The sequence below is a fragment of the Allobosea sp. 05T438 genome, from assembly GCF_056396025.1.
The window spans coordinates 267,495-287,871 of sequence record NZ_JBFTKQ010000002.1; the positions used below are offsets into that span (position 1 = coordinate 267,495).

The 20,377-nt window shown below is 63.6% G+C and carries 20 protein-coding genes; 8 read left to right on the forward strand and 12 right to left on the reverse strand.

The annotated features are described in order from the left end of the window. Positions 1 to 13: 13 nt before the first annotated feature. From copC to AC1DIN_RS05170, 3 genes are all read left to right on the forward strand, one after another. Positions 14 to 367 (forward strand): copper homeostasis periplasmic binding protein CopC, encoded by a 354-nt coding sequence (copC, locus tag AC1DIN_RS05160; protein ID WP_476808939.1) that lies wholly within the window; start codon positions 14 to 16, stop codon positions 365 to 367. A 1-nt stretch (position 368) separates the two neighbouring features. Beyond that, positions 369 to 2,144 carry a CopD family protein gene (locus tag AC1DIN_RS05165; RefSeq protein WP_476808940.1) on the forward strand — a complete coding sequence of 592 codons (1,776 nt, stop codon included), beginning with the start codon at positions 369 to 371 and terminating at the stop codon, positions 2,142 to 2,144. 342 nt (positions 2,145 to 2,486) lie between these two features. Continuing rightward, positions 2,487 to 3,293, forward strand: a complete 807-nt coding sequence (locus tag AC1DIN_RS05170) for an IclR family transcriptional regulator (protein WP_476808941.1) — start codon at positions 2,487 to 2,489, stop codon at positions 3,291 to 3,293. 40 nt (positions 3,294 to 3,333) lie between these two features. Here the strand turns inward: AC1DIN_RS05170 and AC1DIN_RS05175 are convergent, their stop codons facing one another. Genes AC1DIN_RS05175 through AC1DIN_RS05210 form a run of 8 tightly spaced genes read right to left on the reverse strand, consistent with a single transcriptional unit; the run spans position 3,334 to position 10,972 of the window. Next, on the reverse strand, positions 3,334 to 4,041 hold the full coding sequence (locus AC1DIN_RS05175) for a 4-carboxy-4-hydroxy-2-oxoadipate aldolase/oxaloacetate decarboxylase (RefSeq protein ID WP_476808942.1): 708 nt from the start codon (positions 4,039 to 4,041) through the stop codon (positions 3,334 to 3,336). Continuing rightward, positions 4,038 to 5,018, reverse strand: coding sequence for an NAD(P)-dependent oxidoreductase (locus AC1DIN_RS05180; RefSeq protein WP_476808943.1), 981 nt, complete (start codon positions 5,016 to 5,018; stop codon positions 4,038 to 4,040). The genes AC1DIN_RS05175 and AC1DIN_RS05180 overlap by 4 nt, the downstream gene beginning before the upstream one ends. A gap of 35 nt (positions 5,019 to 5,053) precedes the next feature. Further along, the gene (locus AC1DIN_RS05185; protein WP_476809372.1) at positions 5,054 to 5,761 is read right to left on the reverse strand and encodes an ABC transporter ATP-binding protein; all 708 of its coding nucleotides are present in this window, start codon (positions 5,759 to 5,761) and stop codon (positions 5,054 to 5,056) included. Positions 5,762 to 5,786: 25 nt separating this feature from the next. Beyond that, a complete protein-coding gene (locus AC1DIN_RS05190; RefSeq protein WP_476808944.1) occupies positions 5,787 to 6,584 on the reverse strand; it encodes an ABC transporter ATP-binding protein in 798 nt (265 codons plus the stop codon). Then, on the reverse strand, positions 6,581 to 7,465 hold the full coding sequence (locus tag AC1DIN_RS05195) for a branched-chain amino acid ABC transporter permease (protein ID WP_476808945.1): 885 nt from the start codon (positions 7,463 to 7,465) through the stop codon (positions 6,581 to 6,583). Before AC1DIN_RS05195 ends, AC1DIN_RS05190 begins: the two co-directional genes overlap by 4 nt. A gap of 1 nt (position 7,466) precedes the next feature. Further along, positions 7,467 to 8,438 carry a branched-chain amino acid ABC transporter permease gene (locus AC1DIN_RS05200; RefSeq protein WP_476808946.1) on the reverse strand — a complete coding sequence of 324 codons (972 nt, stop codon included), beginning with the start codon at positions 8,436 to 8,438 and terminating at the stop codon, positions 7,467 to 7,469. A 58-nt stretch (positions 8,439 to 8,496) separates the two neighbouring features. Further along, positions 8,497 to 9,651 (reverse strand): ABC transporter substrate-binding protein, encoded by a 1,155-nt coding sequence (locus AC1DIN_RS05205; protein WP_476808947.1) that lies wholly within the window; start codon positions 9,649 to 9,651, stop codon positions 8,497 to 8,499. Positions 9,652 to 9,679: 28 nt separating this feature from the next. Then, positions 9,680 to 10,972, reverse strand: coding sequence for an NtaA/DmoA family FMN-dependent monooxygenase (locus tag AC1DIN_RS05210; RefSeq protein ID WP_476808948.1), 1,293 nt, complete (start codon positions 10,970 to 10,972; stop codon positions 9,680 to 9,682). A gap of 169 nt (positions 10,973 to 11,141) precedes the next feature. Here AC1DIN_RS05210 and AC1DIN_RS05215 point away from each other — a divergent pair, with 169 nt between their 5' ends. From AC1DIN_RS05215 to AC1DIN_RS05235, 5 genes are all read left to right on the forward strand, one after another. Next, a complete protein-coding gene (locus AC1DIN_RS05215; protein ID WP_476808949.1) occupies positions 11,142 to 12,059 on the forward strand; it encodes an SMP-30/gluconolactonase/LRE family protein in 918 nt (305 codons plus the stop codon). Between the two features lie 30 nt (positions 12,060 to 12,089). Next, positions 12,090 to 13,097 carry a flavin reductase gene (locus AC1DIN_RS05220; protein WP_476808950.1) on the forward strand — a complete coding sequence of 336 codons (1,008 nt, stop codon included), beginning with the start codon at positions 12,090 to 12,092 and terminating at the stop codon, positions 13,095 to 13,097. A 4-nt stretch (positions 13,098 to 13,101) separates the two neighbouring features. Further along, a complete protein-coding gene (locus AC1DIN_RS05225; protein WP_476808951.1) occupies positions 13,102 to 13,404 on the forward strand; it encodes a hypothetical protein in 303 nt (100 codons plus the stop codon). A 362-nt stretch (positions 13,405 to 13,766) separates the two neighbouring features. After that, a complete protein-coding gene (locus AC1DIN_RS05230) occupies positions 13,767 to 15,686 on the forward strand; it encodes a methyl-accepting chemotaxis protein (RefSeq protein WP_476808952.1) in 1,920 nt (639 codons plus the stop codon). Positions 15,687 to 15,901: 215 nt separating this feature from the next. Continuing rightward, the gene (locus AC1DIN_RS05235; protein ID WP_476809373.1) at positions 15,902 to 16,375 is read left to right on the forward strand and encodes a VOC family protein; all 474 of its coding nucleotides are present in this window, start codon (positions 15,902 to 15,904) and stop codon (positions 16,373 to 16,375) included. Positions 16,376 to 16,398: 23 nt separating this feature from the next. Here the strand turns inward: AC1DIN_RS05235 and dusA are convergent, their stop codons facing one another. The 4 genes from dusA to AC1DIN_RS05255 form a co-directional block, all read right to left on the reverse strand. Beyond that, on the reverse strand, positions 16,399 to 17,397 hold the full coding sequence (gene dusA / locus AC1DIN_RS05240) for a tRNA dihydrouridine(20/20a) synthase DusA (RefSeq protein WP_476808953.1): 999 nt from the start codon (positions 17,395 to 17,397) through the stop codon (positions 16,399 to 16,401). A gap of 156 nt (positions 17,398 to 17,553) precedes the next feature. After that, complete coding sequence (locus tag AC1DIN_RS05245; protein WP_441468586.1) at positions 17,554 to 18,384, reverse strand: ABC transporter permease; 831 nt, start codon at positions 18,382 to 18,384, stop codon at positions 17,554 to 17,556. A gap of 4 nt (positions 18,385 to 18,388) precedes the next feature. Continuing rightward, a complete protein-coding gene (locus AC1DIN_RS05250) occupies positions 18,389 to 19,279 on the reverse strand; it encodes an ABC transporter permease (protein WP_441468587.1) in 891 nt (296 codons plus the stop codon). Then, a complete protein-coding gene (locus AC1DIN_RS05255) occupies positions 19,276 to 20,343 on the reverse strand; it encodes an ABC transporter ATP-binding protein (RefSeq protein ID WP_476809374.1) in 1,068 nt (355 codons plus the stop codon). The genes AC1DIN_RS05250 and AC1DIN_RS05255 overlap by 4 nt, the downstream gene beginning before the upstream one ends. Positions 20,344 to 20,377: the final 34 nt, after the last annotated feature.

Below are 20,377 nucleotides of genomic sequence, written 5' to 3' on the forward strand. Positions count from 1 at the left end.
ACAGGATCAGTCCATGTCTCGACGTCTCGGGCTGGCATTTGCCTTCGCCCTCGCCGCATCGCAGGCCTTCGCCCATGCGCATCTCAAGACCGCCTCACCGGCGGATGGCGCGACGGTCGCGCCGCCGGCCGAGATCATCCTCAGCTTCACGGAAGAGTTGGAGGTCAAGCTCAGCAGCATCATCGTCAAGGACACGCGCGGCGAGGTTATCAACGCCGCGTCGGCCGAAGCCGTATCGGGCGACCGCAAGGCCCTCAAGGTCCGGCTCAAGCCGATCGCGCCGGGCGCCTACACAGTCGAATGGGCCGCGACCTCGGTCGACACCCACCGTGTAACCGGGCAATATCGGTTCACCGTCAGGCCTTGATGTGGATGCCCTGATCGGGGCTGCGCTGCCGGCGATCCGCTGGCTCCACCTCGCCGCCCTGTTGTCCGGTCTCGGCAGCGAGGCCTTTCGCCTCCTGTCGCGGCGCACCCTCGCCGCCACTCCGGCAGGCGCAGCGCTGCTCAGCAGCATCGCCTCCTACTCCCGGCTCTCCGTGGTCGTCGCCCTCGCCAGCGGCGCGGCTTGGTTCTGGCTGCAGGGCAGCGTCATGCTGGGAGGGCCCGTCGACAGCATCGAGGCGGCCCGGACCATCGCCGGGACTCGCTTCGGCGAGGCGCTGCTGTTGCGTGCCGGGTTTCTGGTCCTTGCGATCTGGCGTTGGCGCGGGAACAGACGCGCCGGACCGACAGCGTTGCTCGCGCTGGCGGCTGCGGCCTTGCTGCAGGGCTGGCTGGGGCATGGCGCCGCCACCGATCCATGGATCACGGCGGCTCTGGGCCTTCACGTCCTGGCCGCCGGCCTGTGGCTCGGATCCTTACCGCCGCTGCTTGCGGCCTGCCGGCTTCTGCCGGCACAGGCGCCGGCGCTCGCACGACGTTTCACGCCGCTCGGATTGGCCTGCGTGGCGGTACTCGCGGCCACCTCGCTTGTTCAGGCGCAGGCGTTGATCGGCACGCTGCCGGCGACGCTCGGCACGCATTACGGCAAGCTCACTCTCGCCAAGCTCGCTTTGTTCGGCGCGCTCCTGCTGCTGGCAGCCGCGAACCGCTGCTGCTTCGTGCCTTCAGCCGAAACCAGTGGTTCGGCAAGCGGCCTTGCCCTGTCGATCACTGCGGAAACCGGCCTGGGACTCGCCACCGTGGCAGTCGCGGCCGCGTTGGCCAGCGTGCCTCCCGCGATCCATGAGCAGCCGATCTGGCCTTTCGCCTTAAGGCCGGTTCCGGCGTTATGGGACGACGCATATCTACGCGACGGCCTTTTCCGGCTGCTGGCTCCTGTCGTCATCGCGCTTGCGCTGTTCGCTCTGGCCACCATGGCTCGGAAGCTGCGCTGGCCCGCCCTTCTCGCCGGAGCGGTCGTGCTGGCTTATGTCCAAATCCCGCCCTGGCGCCCCTATGTCGTCGCTGCGGTTCCGACGAGCTTCCAGCTTTCCCCGACGGGCTATGGTGCGCGCTCGATCGCGACCGGTCGCGAGCTGTTCCAGCGGGACTGCGCAAGCTGCCATGGCCAGGATGCCCGCGGTCGGGGGCCTGTGGCGGTCGCACAATCCGTCTGGCCGCCCGATCTCTCCGCGCCGCTGATCTCCGGGCGCCCAGGCGGCGAACTGTTCTGGTCGATCCGCCATGGCATCGGCCCGATGCCGCCGGCGACGCAGTTCGAGGATGCGGCGATCTGGTCGCTGATCGATTTCATCCGGCTGCGAGCCGGCGCCCGCATCTTCTCGCCTTCCGACATGCGCTGGTCCGGAGCGGTGCGCATGCCGGGCTTCGTCGCCCGCTGCGGTGACGGCACCGTCGTCGCGCCGGGGGACGGCAAGCCGCTGCGATTGTGGATTGGGAGCGACGAGCGTGGTGCGAATGCGCTGGTCCAGGCCGACGGCACCACCCAGCGGTGCCTTGTCGAGGATCCCCAGCCATTGGCTGCGGCTCTGGCGGAGGTGAGCGGCAGCCCTTCGCCGCCGTCACAGGTTCTGGTCGACGCCAATGGTTGGCTGCGGCGCGCCTTCCGGGCCGAGGGCGATGCTCCGCCGGATATCGTCGCATCCGAGTTCGCGCTCATTCGCCAGCGCCCCTTGGACGGCTCCTCGCTACACCACTGATCTCCCTTCAGGCTTGGCGGCAAGGCAACTGGAAAAGCTGGCACCTTTGCCTGTTCGCGGCGCTTTCCGGACATGCCGCAAATCGCATTTTTGAATCGGGCTCGCTGATCCTGAACGTCCGCTTCTCGGCGACGCGCCAAATTCCAATCCTGGCGGGCTGAGGAAGCTTGGATGCGCGCTCTCTGCCGAAAACCCTGCGATCGGAAAAGAACGGGCAAGCTCGTTCGGCATCGCGCAAATGGTGAAATGCTCTGGCTATGGTGCTACACACCACTTGAGATGCATTGGCGCAGCTTTTCGGCGGCCTTCTGGTAGATTCGATGGCGAGTTAGCAATACCGGAATGATTCAAGACACTGAGAAGGCCAAACAAAACGCCGGACCCCGCTCCGTACTTCGTGTCCTCGAAATCTTGCAGATGATCGCGGCCAAGCCTGAAGGCGCGACTCTGACGGAGCTTTGCGTAAATCTGGGACTGCCGAAGACAAGCACTTTCAGCCTGTTAAAGGCGCTGGAGGGCGGCAGCTACATCACCCAGAGAGCCGGAAAATACGTGCTCGGAATACAAGCGTTCCACCTTGGGATCAGCTTGAAACAACCGAGCTCTCTCGCTCCGCATATTCGCCCTATCGTCGAGTGGCTGTCATCCGAAACGCAAGAGACAATCCTCCTGGCGGTTGTAGCACCAGACGGGCGAGAACTCAGCTATGTCGATGTAGTCGATGCTGGCCATCCGCAACAGTTTACCGTGCGGATCGGGAACCGGCGGCCATTCTATTGCGCGGCAGCAGGGTTGGCGCTGCTCGCCTTTCTGCCGCTTGAGTTTCAGCAACGATACATCGCTGAAACGACTTTCGTTAAATTCACAGATGACACCGCTGATCGCGACACCCTGATCGCGCTTTTGCCAGAGGTGAGGCGTCGAGGCGTTGTCCTGGATGCAAACGGAATTATCGATGGAACCGGAGCGGCTGCCAGCCCCGGCTTCGACAGTTCAGGCCAGGTTGTTTGCGCGATATCGATCGCTGGACCAACGACCCGTCTTCTGACTGAACGGGATCGTTTTGAAGGCCTGGCGTTGGAGGCTGGTCGCCAGATTTCCGAGCGTTTGGGCTATCGCGGCGCATATCCGGCGAAGTGGCCCGCATAACGCTCATGCGAGCCGGTCGCTCGCATGAGCGTTCGTGGCACTAGGCGTCGCGCCAGGTTTTATCGTGTTGCTCGATACCGGCCGCTTTCACCGCTGCGGCCATGTTGAGGATCTCGAACAGAGATTCACCGGACTTGATCCTGTCGCGAATGGCAACTTCCTTGTTGGCGCGTTCGCGAGCGCCTTCGACAGCTCGTTTCAGCTGCGCCTGAGGGATAACGAGAACGCCGTCGTCATCAGCGACGATGACGTCGCCGGGTTCAACGAGAACGCCGTCGACGACGACCGGAACGTTGACACAACCCGGCCCTCGCTTCTCGGGGTGTTCAGGAGAAATGGCCGTGGCCCAAACCGGGAAGTCGAGTTCACGCAGGGCCTCGACATCGCGTACGGCTCCGTCAGCGACGACGCCGGCAATACCCTTCTTAACTGCGAAGGTGCAGGCGACGTCGCCCCACAGGGCACCCTGGCTACCGCCGCCATTGGTCAAGACCAGGATCTGGCCGCGCTTGGCGACATTCAGCGCGACGTGGATCATCAGATTGTCGCCGGGATAATTGTACCCGGTAACGGCAGCGCCGCTGATGCGCTTACCTTGCAGCAAGGGCCGCATACGCGGGCCCATCAGCGACATCCGCCCAGCCACGGGTCCAAGAGCTTCATGCAAATCCGCAATAGCGAACTTCGCGGCCTCAGCGACCAACTCCGGATCCGGTTCGGGGATCAGGGTATAGATGACAGGCTTCATCGCGTTTCTCCCAAGACTTCGCGGTTGAGGAGTGTGGCTGGACGGTTGCCGGCGAGGACTGTCTCGACGACTTCGGCAACGGCCAGCGCCATGCCTTTCATGCTGCCGCTCGTGACCCCAGCCACGTGCGGGCTGAGCACCGCATTGGGCAGCGCCAGAAGAGGGTTGTCCTGAGGCGGCGGCTCGGCTTCGAAGACATCGATGCCAGCCCCGCGAATGCGGCCGTCGATCAGCGCCCGCGCCAAGGCCGCCTCATCGATCAACCCGCCACGGGCCGTGTTGACGATGATCGAGGAAGCGGACATGGCTGCCAGTTCCTTCTCGCCAACGATGTGCCGGGTTTTCTCGCTAAAGGGCACATGGACCGAGATCACGTCGTTCCGCATGAGTTCCGATAGCTCTTCGACCTTGCGGACACCGGCGGCCTTCATCGCCTCTGCAGGGACAAACGGATCATAGGCGCTGACGGCCATGCCGAACCCTGCACCGCAGATCTTCGCGACCTGCCGCGCGATTTGACCGAAGCCCAACAGCCCGAGGGTACCGCCTGTCAGATCGCCCAGTTCGATCGACCAGCGTTGGTCGAACCGGTCGTCGCGCATAAGCGCGTCCATGTCCCGGACGCGGCGAAGAACCGCGAGCATGAGGGTGACCGCGCCTTCCGCCACCGCGGTTGAGTTCGTTCCTCCGGGGGTATTGGCCACGAGAACGCCGCGTTCCGTCGCGCTCGGAATGTCGATATTGTCGATGCCCGCCCCGTGCTTCGCGATGAGCTTGAGCTTGGGCCGCGCCGCGATCCAGTCTTTGATAATCGGACAAGTACGTACGACAGCAATACTCGTTTCGCCATGCCGCGGATCGTCAGCCGAAGCACCCGGCAAAATGAGGTCGAATGCCTGTGCCAACCGTTCTATGCCGGCGGGATGGATCGGATCGAGGATGACGGCGACAGGTCTGGAACCTTGGTCGGGTTTCATATCAGGCGTCCTAGAGATGGAGTTGTTGATCGCGCTCAGCCGGCGCCGAGATAGATGTCGCGGACGATTGGATCGCCGCGGAGCTTCGCCGCTTCGGCCGAAAGCAAGCACGATCCGTTTTCGAGAACGAAGCCGCGCTGTGCGACCTGCAAGGCGATGCTGGCATTCTGCTCGACGAGAAGGATGGTGAGACCGGTCTCGCGCAGTCCGGCGATGACTTCGAAGATGGACTGCACGATCTTTGGCGCCAGGCCGAACGAAGGCTCGTCGAGAATAAGCAGCTGTGGCCGGCTCATCAGCGCCCGGCCTATGACGAGCATTTGCTGCTCTCCACCGCTGAGCGTTCCCGCAACCTGCTGGCGCCGTTCGGCCAGGATCGGAAACAAGGAAAAGATGCGGTCGATATCGCCCGCGAAAGAGGAATCTCTCCGACGGACATAAGCGCCCATCCGTAGGTTATCGTTGACCGAAAGCCGGGGAAGGACACCTCTGCCCTCTGGGACGACAGCTAGCCCGCGTTCGATCCTCGAAGCCGTGCTCTGCGAGGTTATATCCTCGCCGCGGAACCGGACGGATCCCTCGCGTGCGGAAACGAGACCAAGGATGGCTCGGATGAGGGTGGTCTTGCCCGCTCCGTTCGCTCCGATCAGACAGGCGATCTCACCCTGGCTGACGCTGAGGTCCACGCCATGAATGACCTCGCTGCGGCCATAGCCACAGCGCAATCCGCTTACAGCCAGGATGGGTTGTGGAGATATCGCGCTGCTCTCAGTCATGATGCGCTTGAGCTCCGAGATAGGCTTCGATCACCGCCTCGTTCGTCCGGATTTCTGCGGGCGTGCCCTGCGCCAAAAGCCGCCCAAAATTCATCACCCAGATCCGCTTGGCGACCGACATGACGAGCTTCATGTCGTGCTCGACCACGACGACACGGCATCCCGCGGTTTCAGCGAGTGTCTCGAACAATGCGCAAAGCCGCTGCTTCTCAGCGGTGTTGAGGCCCGCTGCCGGCTCGTCGAGCAGCATGACGAGTGGATTGGCCGTCATCGCTCGCGCCATTTCGACAAGACGCTGCTCAAGCAATGTCAGCCGGTCCGGCCAAAGCGACCATAGCCTCTGGTCGACGCCCGCAGTCTCCAGATAAGTCTTGGCCCGCGCCTGCGCCTCTGATGCTCCTGAAATCCAGGCTCGGGCATTTGAGGGGAGCGCGGACCGTGCAGCCAAAGCGACATTTTCAAGCACGCTCAAATGCGCGAACAGGCGCACGCCCTGAAAGGTTCGCGAAACGCCCGCCCGGAATATCTCGTCGGGGCGCATACCGGTTACGTCGCGATCGGCTATCCGAATCCGCCCCTCGGTCGGCCTGACGATGCCGGTCAACACATTGAACAGCGTCGTCTTGCCGGCGCCGTTCGGGCCAATGATCGCACTGACGCCCGGGCCTGGCGGAATTTCGAGGCTGACATTGTTCAGGGCCGTCACCCCGCCGAAGCGGACATGAACATCTTTGAGTGCCAGGACAGGCGCCGTGTCCGGGAGGACGGGGTTCGAAAGTGCACGGCTCATGGCACCGTCCTCGCAGCCCGCGAGCCGCGCCCTAACAGCCGGCGCACGCCGTCCTTCAGGGTAGCAATCGTGGCATGTGTGATCAGGCCGGAAGGCCGCAGGAGCAGGACGCACAGCGTGACGCCCGCCACGAAGATCAATCGATACTGGGCAAGCCCGCGAATAAGCTCGGGAACATATCCGAGCACCAGGATACCGAGGATGGCCCCGTAGAAGCGATCGAGCCCGCCGAAAACGATGGGGAGTTGCAGAGCGATCAGCAGGGCAAAGCCGAAATCGTCTGGCCGGATGAAGAGCACGTAGTGGGCGTAGAGACCTCCCGCCAAGCCGCCAAGCGCACCTCCCAGAGCGAAGACCGTCAGCTTGGTCGCTATCAGACGAACCCCAAAAACAGGGACGATGAACTCGTCATCGGCGATAGCAGTCCTGAGTTGGCCGAGCCTGCTTCGGTCGAGCCACCAGAAGCCGATCACCACGATCACCGCGATCGTGGCGACCATGCCGAGAGTGGTATGAGAGGGAATACCGACCATGCCGCCGGAACCGCCTACGAGCTCGACGTTGTTGAGAATGATGCGCAGCGATTCCGCAAAGCTGAGGCTGAAGATCGCATAGGCGAAGCCAGTCAGGCGCACACGCGTTGCAAGAGCATCAACGATGAAAGCACCTGCTGCGGCGGCCAGCGAGCCCACGGCCAAGGCGATCGGAAAGGCCATGTCGCAATCGCGTGTGAGATAGGCGCTGACATAAGCGCCAATCGCAAAATACCCTGCGATGCCGACGTCAAGCTGGCGCATGGACAGCGGCAGATAATGCCCGAGCGCAGCGATGAGGTAGATCAGTTGGATGATCGTAAAGGCCTCGAGGGCACTTGAGCTCATGTCAGACGCGCTCCGCTGACTTCTGGCCGAGCAACCCGGCCGGGCGGAAGAACAGGATCACGACCATGGTCATGACGGCGAAAAGGTCGCGATAGGATGTCGCGAGGTAGCCCGCGGCGATGGCCTCGACCAATCCAAGCAGCAGACCGCCGACGATCGCGCCGGGCATGCTGCCGAGTCCTCCAAAGAGGACAATTGCGAGCGCCTTGAATTGCAGGTGCTCGCCGACATAAGGATCGATCGCGGGGATGGTCAAACCCAGAAGGACACCGGCAACGCCCGCAAAGGCAGAAGCGAGGGCCACTGTCTGGGCGGAGACAGCATTGACGCGCACACCCAGGAGCGAGGCAATCAGGGGCGCATCCGCGACCGCCCTGATCGCAAGACCCAGCCAGCTGCGTTGGATCAAAAGCGTCAGCGCGATGACCAGGACGCAGGCCACGACGACGACGACTGCCTGGCCGACACTGATGTGCAAGGTCATCCCGGCTAACTCACCGCGCAGGAGTATCGATGCGATGCTGTCGGGATAGGAGATCGGCTGGCCCTGTTGCACCGACAGGCGCAGGACTTCCTGAATGATCGTCGCGATCGAAATCGTCGTCACCAGCGCGATCAGATGGTTCTGATCGCGTACGGGACGGAGCGCGACGAGTTCGACGGCCAGCCCGAGAATAGCCGCGCCAGCGCTGCCCAGTACAAGCGCGACGAGGACGCTGCCTGACCACTGCAGAGCAAAAAGTCCGATGTACGCGCCGCTGACCAGCACCGCGCCGTGGGCGAGATAGACCACGCGGAGAACGCCGAAGATCAGCGTAAAGCCAACTGCCACGAGGGCATAGCTGCCACCGATCGTCAGGCCGTTTACGACTTGTTGGAGAAAGATCTGCATCCGAGCGCCTTGGATCCCTGCGGGCCGAGAGCGTGTGACGACGCTGTGTCGATGGATTCGCTCTGCCATGCAGAAACGCATGGCGGAGCGACGTTTCCGAGGTCCGCAGAGCGCCGTGCGCCCTGCGGGCATTGCGGGATCAGTTCGCGACCCGCGTCGGCTTCCCGTCTCGGAAAACCACCACCGTGACGGGCTTTATCGCGTAGCCGCCGGCGGCGATTGACATCGCACCTGAGATACTCGGCCAATCCTTCAACGCGGCAAGCTTATCCGTGAAGGCTTGGCGCTCAGCTCCGCGCCTGTCCACGGATCCCGTTGCTGCGGCGTTCTCGACCAGCGACTTGACCAGGAAGATCAGGTCGTATGTCTGCGTGCTGAGCTGTGTCGGCGCCCTGCCGTTGTTTCGGCTGGAGAACGTCTCGACAAAGCGCTTCACGCGCGGATCATCGGAGGATGTTGGGTCGAACTCCGTGTAGCGATAGACGCCTTCCAGCGCTTCTGGGCCGGCTGCCATGACGAGCGGCGTGAAGGCCGACTGGGTGATGAGGATCGCCGCCTTGGAATGCGTGCGCTTCATCTCCTTCATGACGCCAACAGCGCCTTTGTCGGTCGTCGACAAAATCACCAGGTCCGGGTTGAGGCCTGCAATCCGCGTAACGATCGGGCCGAACTCCAGGTCGGTGCTGCTGACGGTCAGAACTTCCGTGGGGACGCCTTTTCCCTTGAGCGCGCTCTGCGAAACGGCTCCTTGGTCGTTCGCTGCTGCGTCGCCTCGGTCGATGACGACGACGGCACGGCTCGGCTTCAGCTTCTGGACGAGCAATTCCACAGCCTGAGGAGTGATGACGGAGGCCGGGCTGGCATAAGTGAAGGTCCAGGGCCGGTTCTTGTCCGTCAGGCCGCTCGCTGCCGCCGAGGAGGAGATCGCGGGGCAATCGATCTTGTTGGCGATCGGAAATGCGACTTGCGCCTCGTTCGACATGCTTGGCCCCAGCACCGCGAATGCATCCTGGCAGGCCTGGCGCATCAGGCTGACAACTTGACCATTGTTGCTTTGAGTATCGAGGATCGCGAGGTCGATCTTGCGGCCGGCAATCCCGCCGGCCGCATTGATCTCGTCCCGCGCAATCTCCATCCCGAGCTTGAATTCAACGGCATAGTTCGCATACGGGCCAGTGACCGGCAGCAGTGTCGCGAACTTCCAGTCGCCTGACTGAGCCGACGCAGGCGGCCCGATCAGAAGCGAGCCCGCAAACACAAAAGCAGACGCACTCAGTGCATTCTTCAGATTCATTACTTCCTCCCCGGATGTATTTTTTTGCTTAGCTCAACAGATTCTCGCGGAACGTCCGGCCTTTATATTCCGTCCGGTACACGCCGCGGCGTTGCAAAATGGGCACCACTTCGTCGACGAACTGCTCAATGGTCGTCGGTGTGACCGTCGGTGTGATGTTGAAGCCGTGGCATCCGGTCTCGCGCCAGATCTGCTCCATCTGGTCGGCGACCTGCTCCGGCGTTCCGACAAGCTGTGGGATACCGACGGCGAGGCCCCATCGCTGGGCGACTTCCCGGAGCGTAAAGCGCCTGTTGTCGAAGCTCGCAGACATCGCCGCCATCAAGCCGCGCGACCCTTGCGTGTCCATTTCGTCTAGCGGCTTGTCGAGTTCCATTTTGCTGAAGTCGACGCCCAGCGAACCGGACAGCCGGCTGAGAGCCGCATCGAGAGGAATGCGCTCGACGAGTTCTTCGAGTTGCCGGCGAGCTTCCGCTTCGGTGCTGCCGATGATGGGCTGAATCCCGAACGTGACCCGCGGAGCTTCTGCTCCCGCTTCCATAGCAGCGTTCCGCAACTGCTGCATGAAGGTCTTCATGCCGGTCATGTGCGGTTGGATGGCAAAGACGACGTCTGCGTGCTTGAGAGCGAAGCGCTGCCCGCGCCCGGACGAACCCGCCTGAAAAATGACCGGCCGGCCCTGGGGCGAAGGGAGGGTCGGCGATGTCGTGTGGCAGCGAAAGTAGGTGCCGTCGTGCTTGACGATGTCGACCTTGTCAGTGTTCGCAAAGATACCGCTTTCGCGGTCGGCCAGAATTGCTCCGTCCTTGATGCCGTTCCACAGCGCGTAGCAGACGTCCATGAACTCGTCCGCGCGATCATAACGAACGTCATGTTCGAGCTGTTCAAGGCCAAGCGCGCGATACTCGCCGCGCAGGTGACCGGTCACCACGTTCCAACCCACGCGCCCACCACTCAGATAGTCGAGCGTCGAGAGCGTCCGCACGGCGGTGTAGGGCTGAATTGCCGACACCGACAGGGTGACAGCAAGGCCCAGATTCTCCGTCGCGGCCGCCAGCGCGCTAAGAAGGACGACCGGGTCGTGGGAAGGCCAGCAGACGCCGTACCGGACGGCTTCGTCGGTACGCTCCTTGTACCGGTCGAATGTCCCGGGGGTATCGGCGAAGAAGATGCCATCGAAGAGTCCGCGCTCCAGGGTGCGCGCCAGATCCTGCCAGAGCTTGAGATTCCCGAGCGTTTCGAGCCGCTGATCGCGCGGATCCGCCCATGACAGAACGGTGTGGTTGATCGGCGAATTGATCAGGAAACTGATCAGATGCATCCCGCTGGGCACTGCTCTCCATCCTCTCGGCGCGCGACAGGCCGCCGCCAGAGCGGTTCCGCATGTCGTCATTTCCACCCAAATTTTGTTCTTGTATCGGAACATTGGTTCCTATTAAAGAACTGACTATAAGGATTGAGCCATGTCAAGGGCCGTTAGGGAGAGAGTGATGTATCCTGCACCGCCGAGCGTGGACGCGACCGTGTTCACGGAAATCCCCGCGTCGTTCTTCAAGACCGGTCAACGCTCTGAATGGGCGCACGTCCAGTTCAACGGGGCACCGACGCCAACTTTCCTCGAAGGCCCATCCTTTGACCGCGATGGTTTTCTCTGGGTCGTCGACATCCCTTGGGGCCGGCTGTTCCGCATTAGTCCTGCAGGGGAGATCTCTGTTGGCGCGGAATACGACGGCGAGCCGAACGGCCTAAAATTCCACAAGGATGGGCGTGGATTCATCACCGACCACCGTCGTGGAATCATGGTGCTGGATCCTCACAACGGAACGGTCGAGCCGTTCCTGGAGCGCGTTCATCTCCAGAGCTTTAAGGGAGTGAATGATCTGGTCTTCGCCTCGAATGGCGACATGTACTTCACCGACCAAGGGCAGACTGGACACCACGACCCCAGCGGACGCCTGTATCGGCTCCGCGCGAGCGGTCAGTTGGACTGTGTCCTGGATCGTATTCCGAGCCCCAACGGCCTGGTGCTCAACAAGAACGAATCCGCCATCTTCCTCGCCGTAACCCGCGCAAACGCCATCTGGCGCGTGCCTCTGATGAATGACGGCTCCGCAAGCAAGGTCGGGACTTTCATCCAGATGTCTGGCGGTAGCGGTCCGGACGGTCTCGCGATTGATGAGAACGATAACCTCGCCGTTTGTCACGTAGGCTTGGGGAGTGTGTGGCTCTTCAGTGCGCTTGGCGAGCCGATGCTCCGAGTTCGCTCGCCAAACGGGCATTTGACGACCAACTGTGCTTACGGCGGCTCGGAAAGGAAGACGCTCTTCATCACGGAGTCGAAGAGCGGCACGATCCTCACCGCTCAGATGCCTGTCGCCGGGCGAGAAATGTTCTCTCACCACGCCTGATCCTCGGACGACTCCACGCAGGGAGCTTCCATGAGCCAATCTTTCATTCTCGAAGCCATCGAAGCGGGCGATCCCGCACTGGACGCGGCAGCGTTCCGGCGCTGTCTCGGGCAGTTCGGAACCGGCGTCACCGTTATCACCGCATGTTCGAATGCGACCCTTGTTGGGATGACGGCAAACTCGTTTTCATCGGTATCGCTCGATCCACCTCTCGTACTCTGGTCTGCAAAGGTAGGTAGTCCGAGCTTCATCGCTTTCGATACGGCCTCGCACTTTGCGGTGAATGTGCTGGCCCGCGACCAGGTGCAGCTCTCTAAGCACTTCGGTAAATCCGGCCCGGACAAATTCGATAACATCGAGTGGGAGCCGGGATCGGGTGGAGCGCCAATCCTCAAAGGTGCGATTGCCAGCTTCGAGTGCCGCCGCGTCGCGAGCCATCCCGGCGGCGATCACCGGATCTTCGTGGGTCAGGTAGAGCGCTTCGCGCGTTATGATCGGGAAGCACTCCTGTTTGCCCAGGGCCGCTACAGCATTGCTGCAGAGCATCCGGAAGCTGCGAGCGCACCTCCAACACATTCAGACCAGCCTGTCGGGCCGATGAACGAGTTTCTCACATCGCTCCTGTACCGTGCGCACGGCGCGCTCTCGGAAGCCCTCGAAGAAGGGCGCCGCGCCGAGGGGCTGACGCTTCTGCAAACGCGCTTGATGTCGACGATCGAGACCTTGCCTGGCAAGACTCTCGAGGAGCTTCTGCCGCATCTCTATCTCGGGTCCAATGCGGCCCAGGGGACGCTCGATCAGTTGAAATCGATGGCCATCGTTGAGTCGACCTCCGAGGGAGGCCTATTTCTCTCGCCCTATGGTGTCGAGCGAAACAAGGCGCTTTTGGCTCGCGCCCGTGCGATTGAGGAGCGCAACCTTTTGGGCCTTCCGAAAGCTGAGATTGCCAGTTGCCGACGAGCACTTTCGTATCTGATCGCACGGGGAGAGGCGAATTCCCTCTCAGGCAATCAGGTGTGCACCAGCGCTGCCGAGTAGCGTCATGGATCTGCCCAAACCGCTCATAGGCCTGCCGTGCCGTCCCGCCGAACAGATGCAGTCCGTATTCGTCATCGCTGACGTGAGCGATCTTTTCGATGCAATCCAGCGATTGCTCGCTGATGCGCAACGCTTCAACTTTAAGCTGCTGAGCGCTGCAGCCGATCAGGCGGATCAATATAGCGCGACGATACGATTGGCGCTCGAAGTAGGACTTGAGGAAGACCTTTTGGCAATGCGGGTACGCTTAGCCCGACACCCCTCGATCGCATCTCTGCGGGTCGAAACAAGGCTAGCAAGGGGGTAACGAACTGGCCGCCACACCGCATTTATTGCCTAGCCGCGTCCGCGCTGACGTTTCCCGTCAAGTCGGTGTCCGGTTTGTGGCGATGGATGAAAGTCCGATAGTGGCGCTGCACCTCGTCCCGCGCCCTTTTTGCAGCACCGGGCGTCGGAGTTCGAGCGAATTATCGGCCCCAAGCCGCTGCAGCCGTTCGAACCGCCTGGGATGGCGAGCTCTCGAGGCACACGGAGCCTTAATGCGAGAGTTACCATTCTCCGCCACATTCAACGGACCCGGGCGTCGCGCCTTGGGGCTCAATTGGACAAAAGTTCGCGCCAGTGAAGACGGATGCTGCAAGGCCGGCTGGCCAGTTCCTGGCGCCCGACATGCGCGAAACCATCGGGAGACGCGCCCGCCTGACGGCCTGGAGCGGCCTGGTCGCGGCCGCCATCATTGCCGTGACTGCCGGGTTTGCGCTCTGGCAGGGCCGCCAGACTGCAATCGACATATCACGGCAGCAACTCAGTACACTCGCGGCGCTGCTCTCCGAACAGACCCACCAGACGCTCGCGACTGCGGATCTGGCGTTGCGCGGCTGGTCCGAAGCCGGCAGTGGGGCCGATATCGCCTCGCCGGACGATTTTCGCGCGAAGTTCGGCACGCGCCAGCATTTCGAAGCCTTGATTGAGCGCTCCCGCGCTATCCCGCAGATCGCGGCGGTGACGATCGTCGACGTCCAAGGCGAAGTCGTGAACTCGACACGGTCCTTCCCGCCGCCCCCAGCCAGCCTGAAGGACAGGGAATCGTTCCTGGCCCGTATGGCCGATCCTGCGCTTGCGCTGCATTTGGCCGCGCCCGCCCCCGGCGCAGCAGGAAGGACGATGGACCTGTCCCGCAAGATCAAGAACAGGAGCGGGGCCGTGGTCGGCCTCGCCATGATCGAAATCGAGACGGGCTTCGTAAATGCCCTCTACGACAAAGCGCGGATCGATGCGCTCGTCCATGTCGCGTTGTTTCGCCGCGATGGTGTTTTGCTTGCCAGCCTGCCGAACAATGACGACGCCGGCGCTCCCCCGCTCGCCGGCCGTTCCGCCCTGTTCCGCGACCTGCCCGAGGCGGCCGAATCCGCCGGCGCCATGTTCGTTGGAACCCACATTGCCGGCCCCCAAGACAGCGAGGAGGGGCTGATTTCGGTGCAGGCTGTTCGCGATTACCCGCTCCAGATCAGTATCGCGGCGCCCGGAGAGCTGGTCTTTCATTACTGGAGGAAACGCGCGCTGATCCTCGGCGGCATCGTCGCCTTCTTCGTCGTCATGATCGGCCTCCTGACCTTCTGGATCGCCAAACTGCTGCGGCAGCACGGCGTCATGCTTTCCGAGCTTGCGGCTTCCGAAAAGGCCGCCTCCGACCAGATGCAGGAGCTGCAGATCCGCGATGCACGCGAGGCGTTGCTGCGGCGCGACGCTGCCATGAAATCCCGCGTGACGGCCTTCGACGCGCAATTGTGCGGCTCGCTCGACCGGCTCGGCCAGATGATCGAAAGTGTGGCGAGCCTGTCGGAGAGCATGACGGCGGCGGCCGGGCACGCCCGCGAAGGCAGCGAGCGGGCCGAGGTCGCTTCCAGCCGTGCCGCCGACCATGTCGCCAGCGTGGCTGCGGATGCCGAGAGCATTTCCAGCGCCGGACACGAGATCGCGGCGCGCGTGGCGGCCTCGGTCAGCACCGCCGCCGACGTGATCGCAGAAGCCGACCGGACCGACCTCGCCATCGCGCAACTGGCGGAGGCGACGAACCAGATCGACAACGTCTCGGCGCTGATCAGAGAGATCGCCAGCCAAACCAATCTGTTGGCGCTCAACGCCACGATCGAGGCGGCCCGCGCCGGCCAGGCCGGCCGTGGCTTTTCGGTCGTTGCCTCCGAGGTCAAATCGCTGTCCGCGCAGACGAGCGGCGCAACCAGCGAGATCGGCCGCCAGATCGAGGCGATCCAGTTGGCGAGCCATCGGTGCATCGAGGCGCTCCAGAGCATCCGGAACCGGATGCTGGACGCGCAGTCGATCGGACAGGGCGTCTCCGACGGGATAGCCAGGCAGAGCCGCTCGACCGCCCAGATCGCGGCTACCATCCGGGCGGCGGCAGACGATGCGCAGGGTGTTCTATCCAGCGCCAGTGCCGTGCGCCAGGCGGCCGACTTGTCCAACACCAGCGCAATCGACGTGATGGCACTGGCTCGCGACCTCGACGGCGAAGCACGCAGGATCAGAAGCAAGGTTAGCGAGTTCTTCGGGACGCTCGACGCGGCTTAGCCGTGCCCCGCCCCCTGCCGTACTGACTACCATCACTTATGTCTTGGGGCGGCAGGAGGATCGCAATGGCGCGACACCCGGAAACATGCCGGGCGGAACGTCGGCGCGGCCGGCGCATTTCGTGTTGGTGATGCGCCGGCCTCGGCGGAGCCAGCCGCCCACCGGAGCAGCCGGGAGCCAGTGCCACTTCAGCAAAGGAAGGAAACGTGATGGCGATTGCCAAGAACACGATCTGCCTCTGGTACGACAAGGACGCCGAGGCTGCGGCCCGCTTCTATGCCGAGACCTTTCCCGACAGTGCAGTCGACGCAGTCTTCCGCGCGCCCACGGACTTTCCGTCCGGCAAGGCCGGCGACGTGCTTACCGTCACCTTCACGGTCCTCGGCACCCCCTGCCTTGGCCTCAATGGCGGCCCCACCTTCAAGCACAGCGAAGCCTTCTCGTTCCAGATCGCGACGGACGACCAGCAGGAGACCGACCGCTACTGGAACGCCATCGTCGGCAATGGCGGACAGGAGAGCGCCTGCGGCTGGTGCAAGGACAAATGGGGCATCTCCTGGCAGATCACGCCGCGCGTGCTGAGCGAGGCCCTGGCTGTCGGCGGCGAGGAAGCGAAGCGCGCCTTTACCGCGATGATGGAGATGCGGAAAATCGATGTCGCCGCAATAGAGGCGGCACGGCGCGGCTGAGGAAGAATCCGCTCCAGCGGCTATCAGGCCGCTGCGGCAGCCTCGTGGCGCGAGACATGCGCCGCCGCGGTGCGCAGATCGCCCAGCGTCGCATCCGATCCGACACAGCGCTCCGCGAGATGGCGGCGGAAGAGTCGCGCGCCCGGCCGGCCCGGAAACAGTCCGACGAGATGGCGGGTGAAGGCATGTAGCCGCCCGCCCCGTTCGAGATGCGCGGCGATGTGCGGCTCCAGCGCTTCCAGCATGGCGAAGGCATCGGGCACCGGCGCATCCGAACCGAAAAGCAGCGGATCGACCTGCAGCAGGACCTCCGGGTTCTGATAGGCCTCGCGGCCGATCATCACGCCGTCGACTTTCTCCAGATGCCGCAGCCATTCGAAGGGCGCCTTGATGCCGCCATTGATGGCGATCGGCAGGTCGGGGTTGGCCGCCTTCAGGCGATAGGCGCGCTCATAGTCGAGCGGCGGGATCTCGCGGTTCTCCTTGGGCGAGAGACCCTGCAGCCACGCCTTGCGGGCATGGACGATCACCGCATCGACGCCTGCCGCCCGCACCGAAGCAGTGAGCGCATCGAGGGCGATCTCCGGGTCCTGATCGTCGACGCCGATGCGGCATTTCACTGTGACGGGAATGGAAACCGCCGCCTTCATCGCCGCGACGCAATCGCCGACCAGCACCGGCTCGCGCATCAGGCAGGCGCCGAAGGCCCCGCCCTGCACGCGGTCCGACGGGCAGCCGCAGTTCAGGTTGATCTCGTCATAGCCGAAATCGGCACCGATCTTCGCCGCTTCGGCCAGCAGCTTCGGATCATTGCCGCCGAGCTGCAGCGCGACCGGGTGTTCTGTCTCATCGAAGCCGATCAGGCGTTGGCGGTCGCCGCGGATCACCGCCTGCGCCGTCACCATCTCGGTGTAGAGCAGCGCATGGCGCGACATCAGGCGATGGACGATCCGGCAGGCGGAATCTGTCCAGTCCATCATCGGCGCCACGGAGAAGCGCATTCCGGGAAGCGGCAAGTTCATGGCCGCTCCCTATAGCATCGGACCCAAAAAGTGGAATCCACTTTTCGGAGGCATCCGATGCGACAACAATGGAATATCGCCGTTATCGCGTCCGATGGGACGCGATAACGGCGATCTATGCATTCGGCCCGGTTTTGCACGCCCGAGCCGCCGCCCTCACTTCTTGGCGCGGGCGACGATCTGCGTCGGGTTGACGAAGCGCAGCGCGATGATCAGCCAGATCAGCGTCGTGATCATGTAGATCACCGCCATGGCGTCGATCGACTGCACCGCGCGCACGCCGGCGGCGAAGACCGCATAGTAGAGCGCAACGACGAGCGTCTGGCTGGTCGGACCGGCCGTCAGGAAGGTCAGCTCGAACATGGCGAGCGTCCTGACCAGCACCAGCAGCAGCGCAGCGAGGATGCCGGGCATCAGCAGCGGCAGCAGCACATGCACGAAGAGCTTGAAGGTGTTGGCGCCGAAGACGCGCGCCGCCGACTCGATCTTGGTGTCGATCTGCTCGATGAAGGGTATCATCACCAGGATGACGAAGGGCACAGTCGGCACCAGGTTCGCCAGCACCACGCCCGACATCTGGCCGGCGAAGCCGGTCTGGTAGAGCACGGTTGCAAGCGGGATGCCGAAGGTGATCGGCGGCACCAGCAGCGGCAGCAGGAAGAGCAGCATCACGAGCCTCTTGCCCGGGAAATCTCGCCGCGCCAGCGCATAAGCCGCCGGCACGCCGATCAACCCGGAGAGCGCGACCACCAGGAAGACGATCTGGAAGGTGACGAGCAGCACGTCGTGGAGCTGGAACTCCGCCCAGGCGGCCGAATACCAGCGCGTCGTCCATCCGGCCGGCAGCCAGGTGCCGAGCCAGCGCGTGGCGAAGGAAGACGTCACCACCGTCGCGATCATCGCGAAGAGGTTGACGATGAAGAAGCCGATCAGCGTCCAGTTGGCGGCCGCCCAGAGCTTCGTCGAGAGACGGGTATCCTTGACCATCGGATCAGCCCTTTCCGCCGCCGGCAGGGCCGCGATAGAGCAGGCCGCGCGCCGCCAGCACCACGACGACGATGGCGAGCTGCACGAGCCCCATGATCATCGCAACGGCTGACGCCATCGAGTAATCGTATTCCTCGAAGGCCGCCTGATAGGCCGCGATCGAGATCACGCGGGTCGGCCCCGCCGGCGCGCCGAGCAGCACCGCCGAGGGGAAGACCGAGAAGGCCTGCACGAAGCTCAGGCAGAAGGTGATGGCGAGACCCGGCAGCAGCAGCGGCATGAGAATGTGCTTGAAACGCTCCCAAGGGCCGGCGCCCAGCGTCGCGCCCGCCTGCTCCAGCGCCGGATCGATGCCAGAGAGGTAGGACAGCGTCAGCAGGAAGGTGAAGGGGAAGCCGGTGATGACCAGCGACAGCATCACGCCCCAGTAGTTGTGCAACAGCTTCACCGGCGTCGAGATGAGGCCGAGCGTCATCAGCGTGCGGTTGAACCAGCCTTGCGGTCCCAGATAGTTCAGCAGCCCCTGGGCGACCAGCACGGTGCCCAGCGTGATCGGGATCACCAGGATGGTCGTCAGCAGGCGCTGGTTCTGCATCAGCCGGACGCGGAAGGCGATCGGGATCGCCAGCAGGAGCGTCGCGACCGTCACCGGCAGAGCGAGCCAGAGCGTCGTCGCGATCGTGCCGTAGAGGAAGGGATCGGAGAAGAAGCGCTGGTAGTTGGCGAAGACGCCGCCGGCCTTCGGCTCGAAGGAGAGCACGAGCCCGTAAAGGAACGGGTAGATGAACAGCGCCAGCAGAAACAGGATCGCCGGCACGACGAGCAGAGTCAGGCCGTCGAAGCCGCGCGCGGCCAGCCTCTGCTTCAGCGGAATGGAGGAGACGTCCGTGCTCACGCGGCGCCCCCATAGACGAGGACGCGGTCAGGATCGGCCGCGAGCGTGACAGTCTCGCCCGGCGACAGCTTGTCATGGGCCAGGAAGGACAGGTCGGTGCCATCAGCCATGCGGGCAAAGCCGACGAACTCGCGACCGCGGAACTCGGTCGAGATGACCTGGGCCTTGAGGCCCGGCTGGCCGGATGCCACGGGGTGCAAATCCTCCGGGCGGATAGCCAGGGTGCCGTCGGCACCGGCAGAGACCGCCGCGCGGGCACGGCCGGAGAGCTGCGCATCGCCGACTGCAACGGTCGCCCTGCCCTCGCCGGCCGAGACGACCTTGCCCTTCACCTTGTTGCGGAAGCCCATGAACTCGGCGACGTCGAGATGGTCGGGCCGCGAGAACAGATCCTCCGGCGTGCCGACCTGGCGAACCTGGCCGTCACGCAGCACGACGATGCGGTCGGCGAGCGAGAGCGCCTCCTCCTGGTCGTGGGTGACGTAGATCGTGGTGGCGCCGAGCGTATTGTGGATGCGACGGATCTCGGCGCGCATCTCGAGGCGCAGCTTGGCGTCGAGGTTGGAAAGCGGCTCGTCCATCAGCACGAGCGGCGGCTCGACGACGATGGCGCGGGCAATGGCGACGCGCTGCTGCTGGCCGCCCGAAAGCTGGCCCGGCAGCTTCTCGGTCTGGCCCTGAAGCCGCACCAGCGCAGCCGCTTCGGCGACGCGCTTGTCGATCTCGGCCTTGGACACACCGCGCATCTTGAGGCCGAAGCCGATGTTCTTGTTCACCGTCATGTGCGGGAACAGGGCATAGTTCTGGAAGACCATGCCGAAGCCGCGCTCTTCCGGCCGCAGCGGGTCGATCCGCTTGTCGTCGAGCCAGATGCCGCCGCCCGTCGCGGGCAGCAGGCCGGCGATCAGGTTCAAGGTCGTCGACTTGCCGCAGCCCGAAGGTCCGAGCAAAGCGATGAACTCGCCCTTGCCGATCGTCAGCGAGACGTCCTTGAGCGCGTTGTGGGTGCCGAAGTCACGGCTCAGGCGATCGAGCCGAAGCTCGCGGAACGAAGCTGCGTTGATGGTCATGGCTTCCGGAATCTTGAGAATGGTGTCG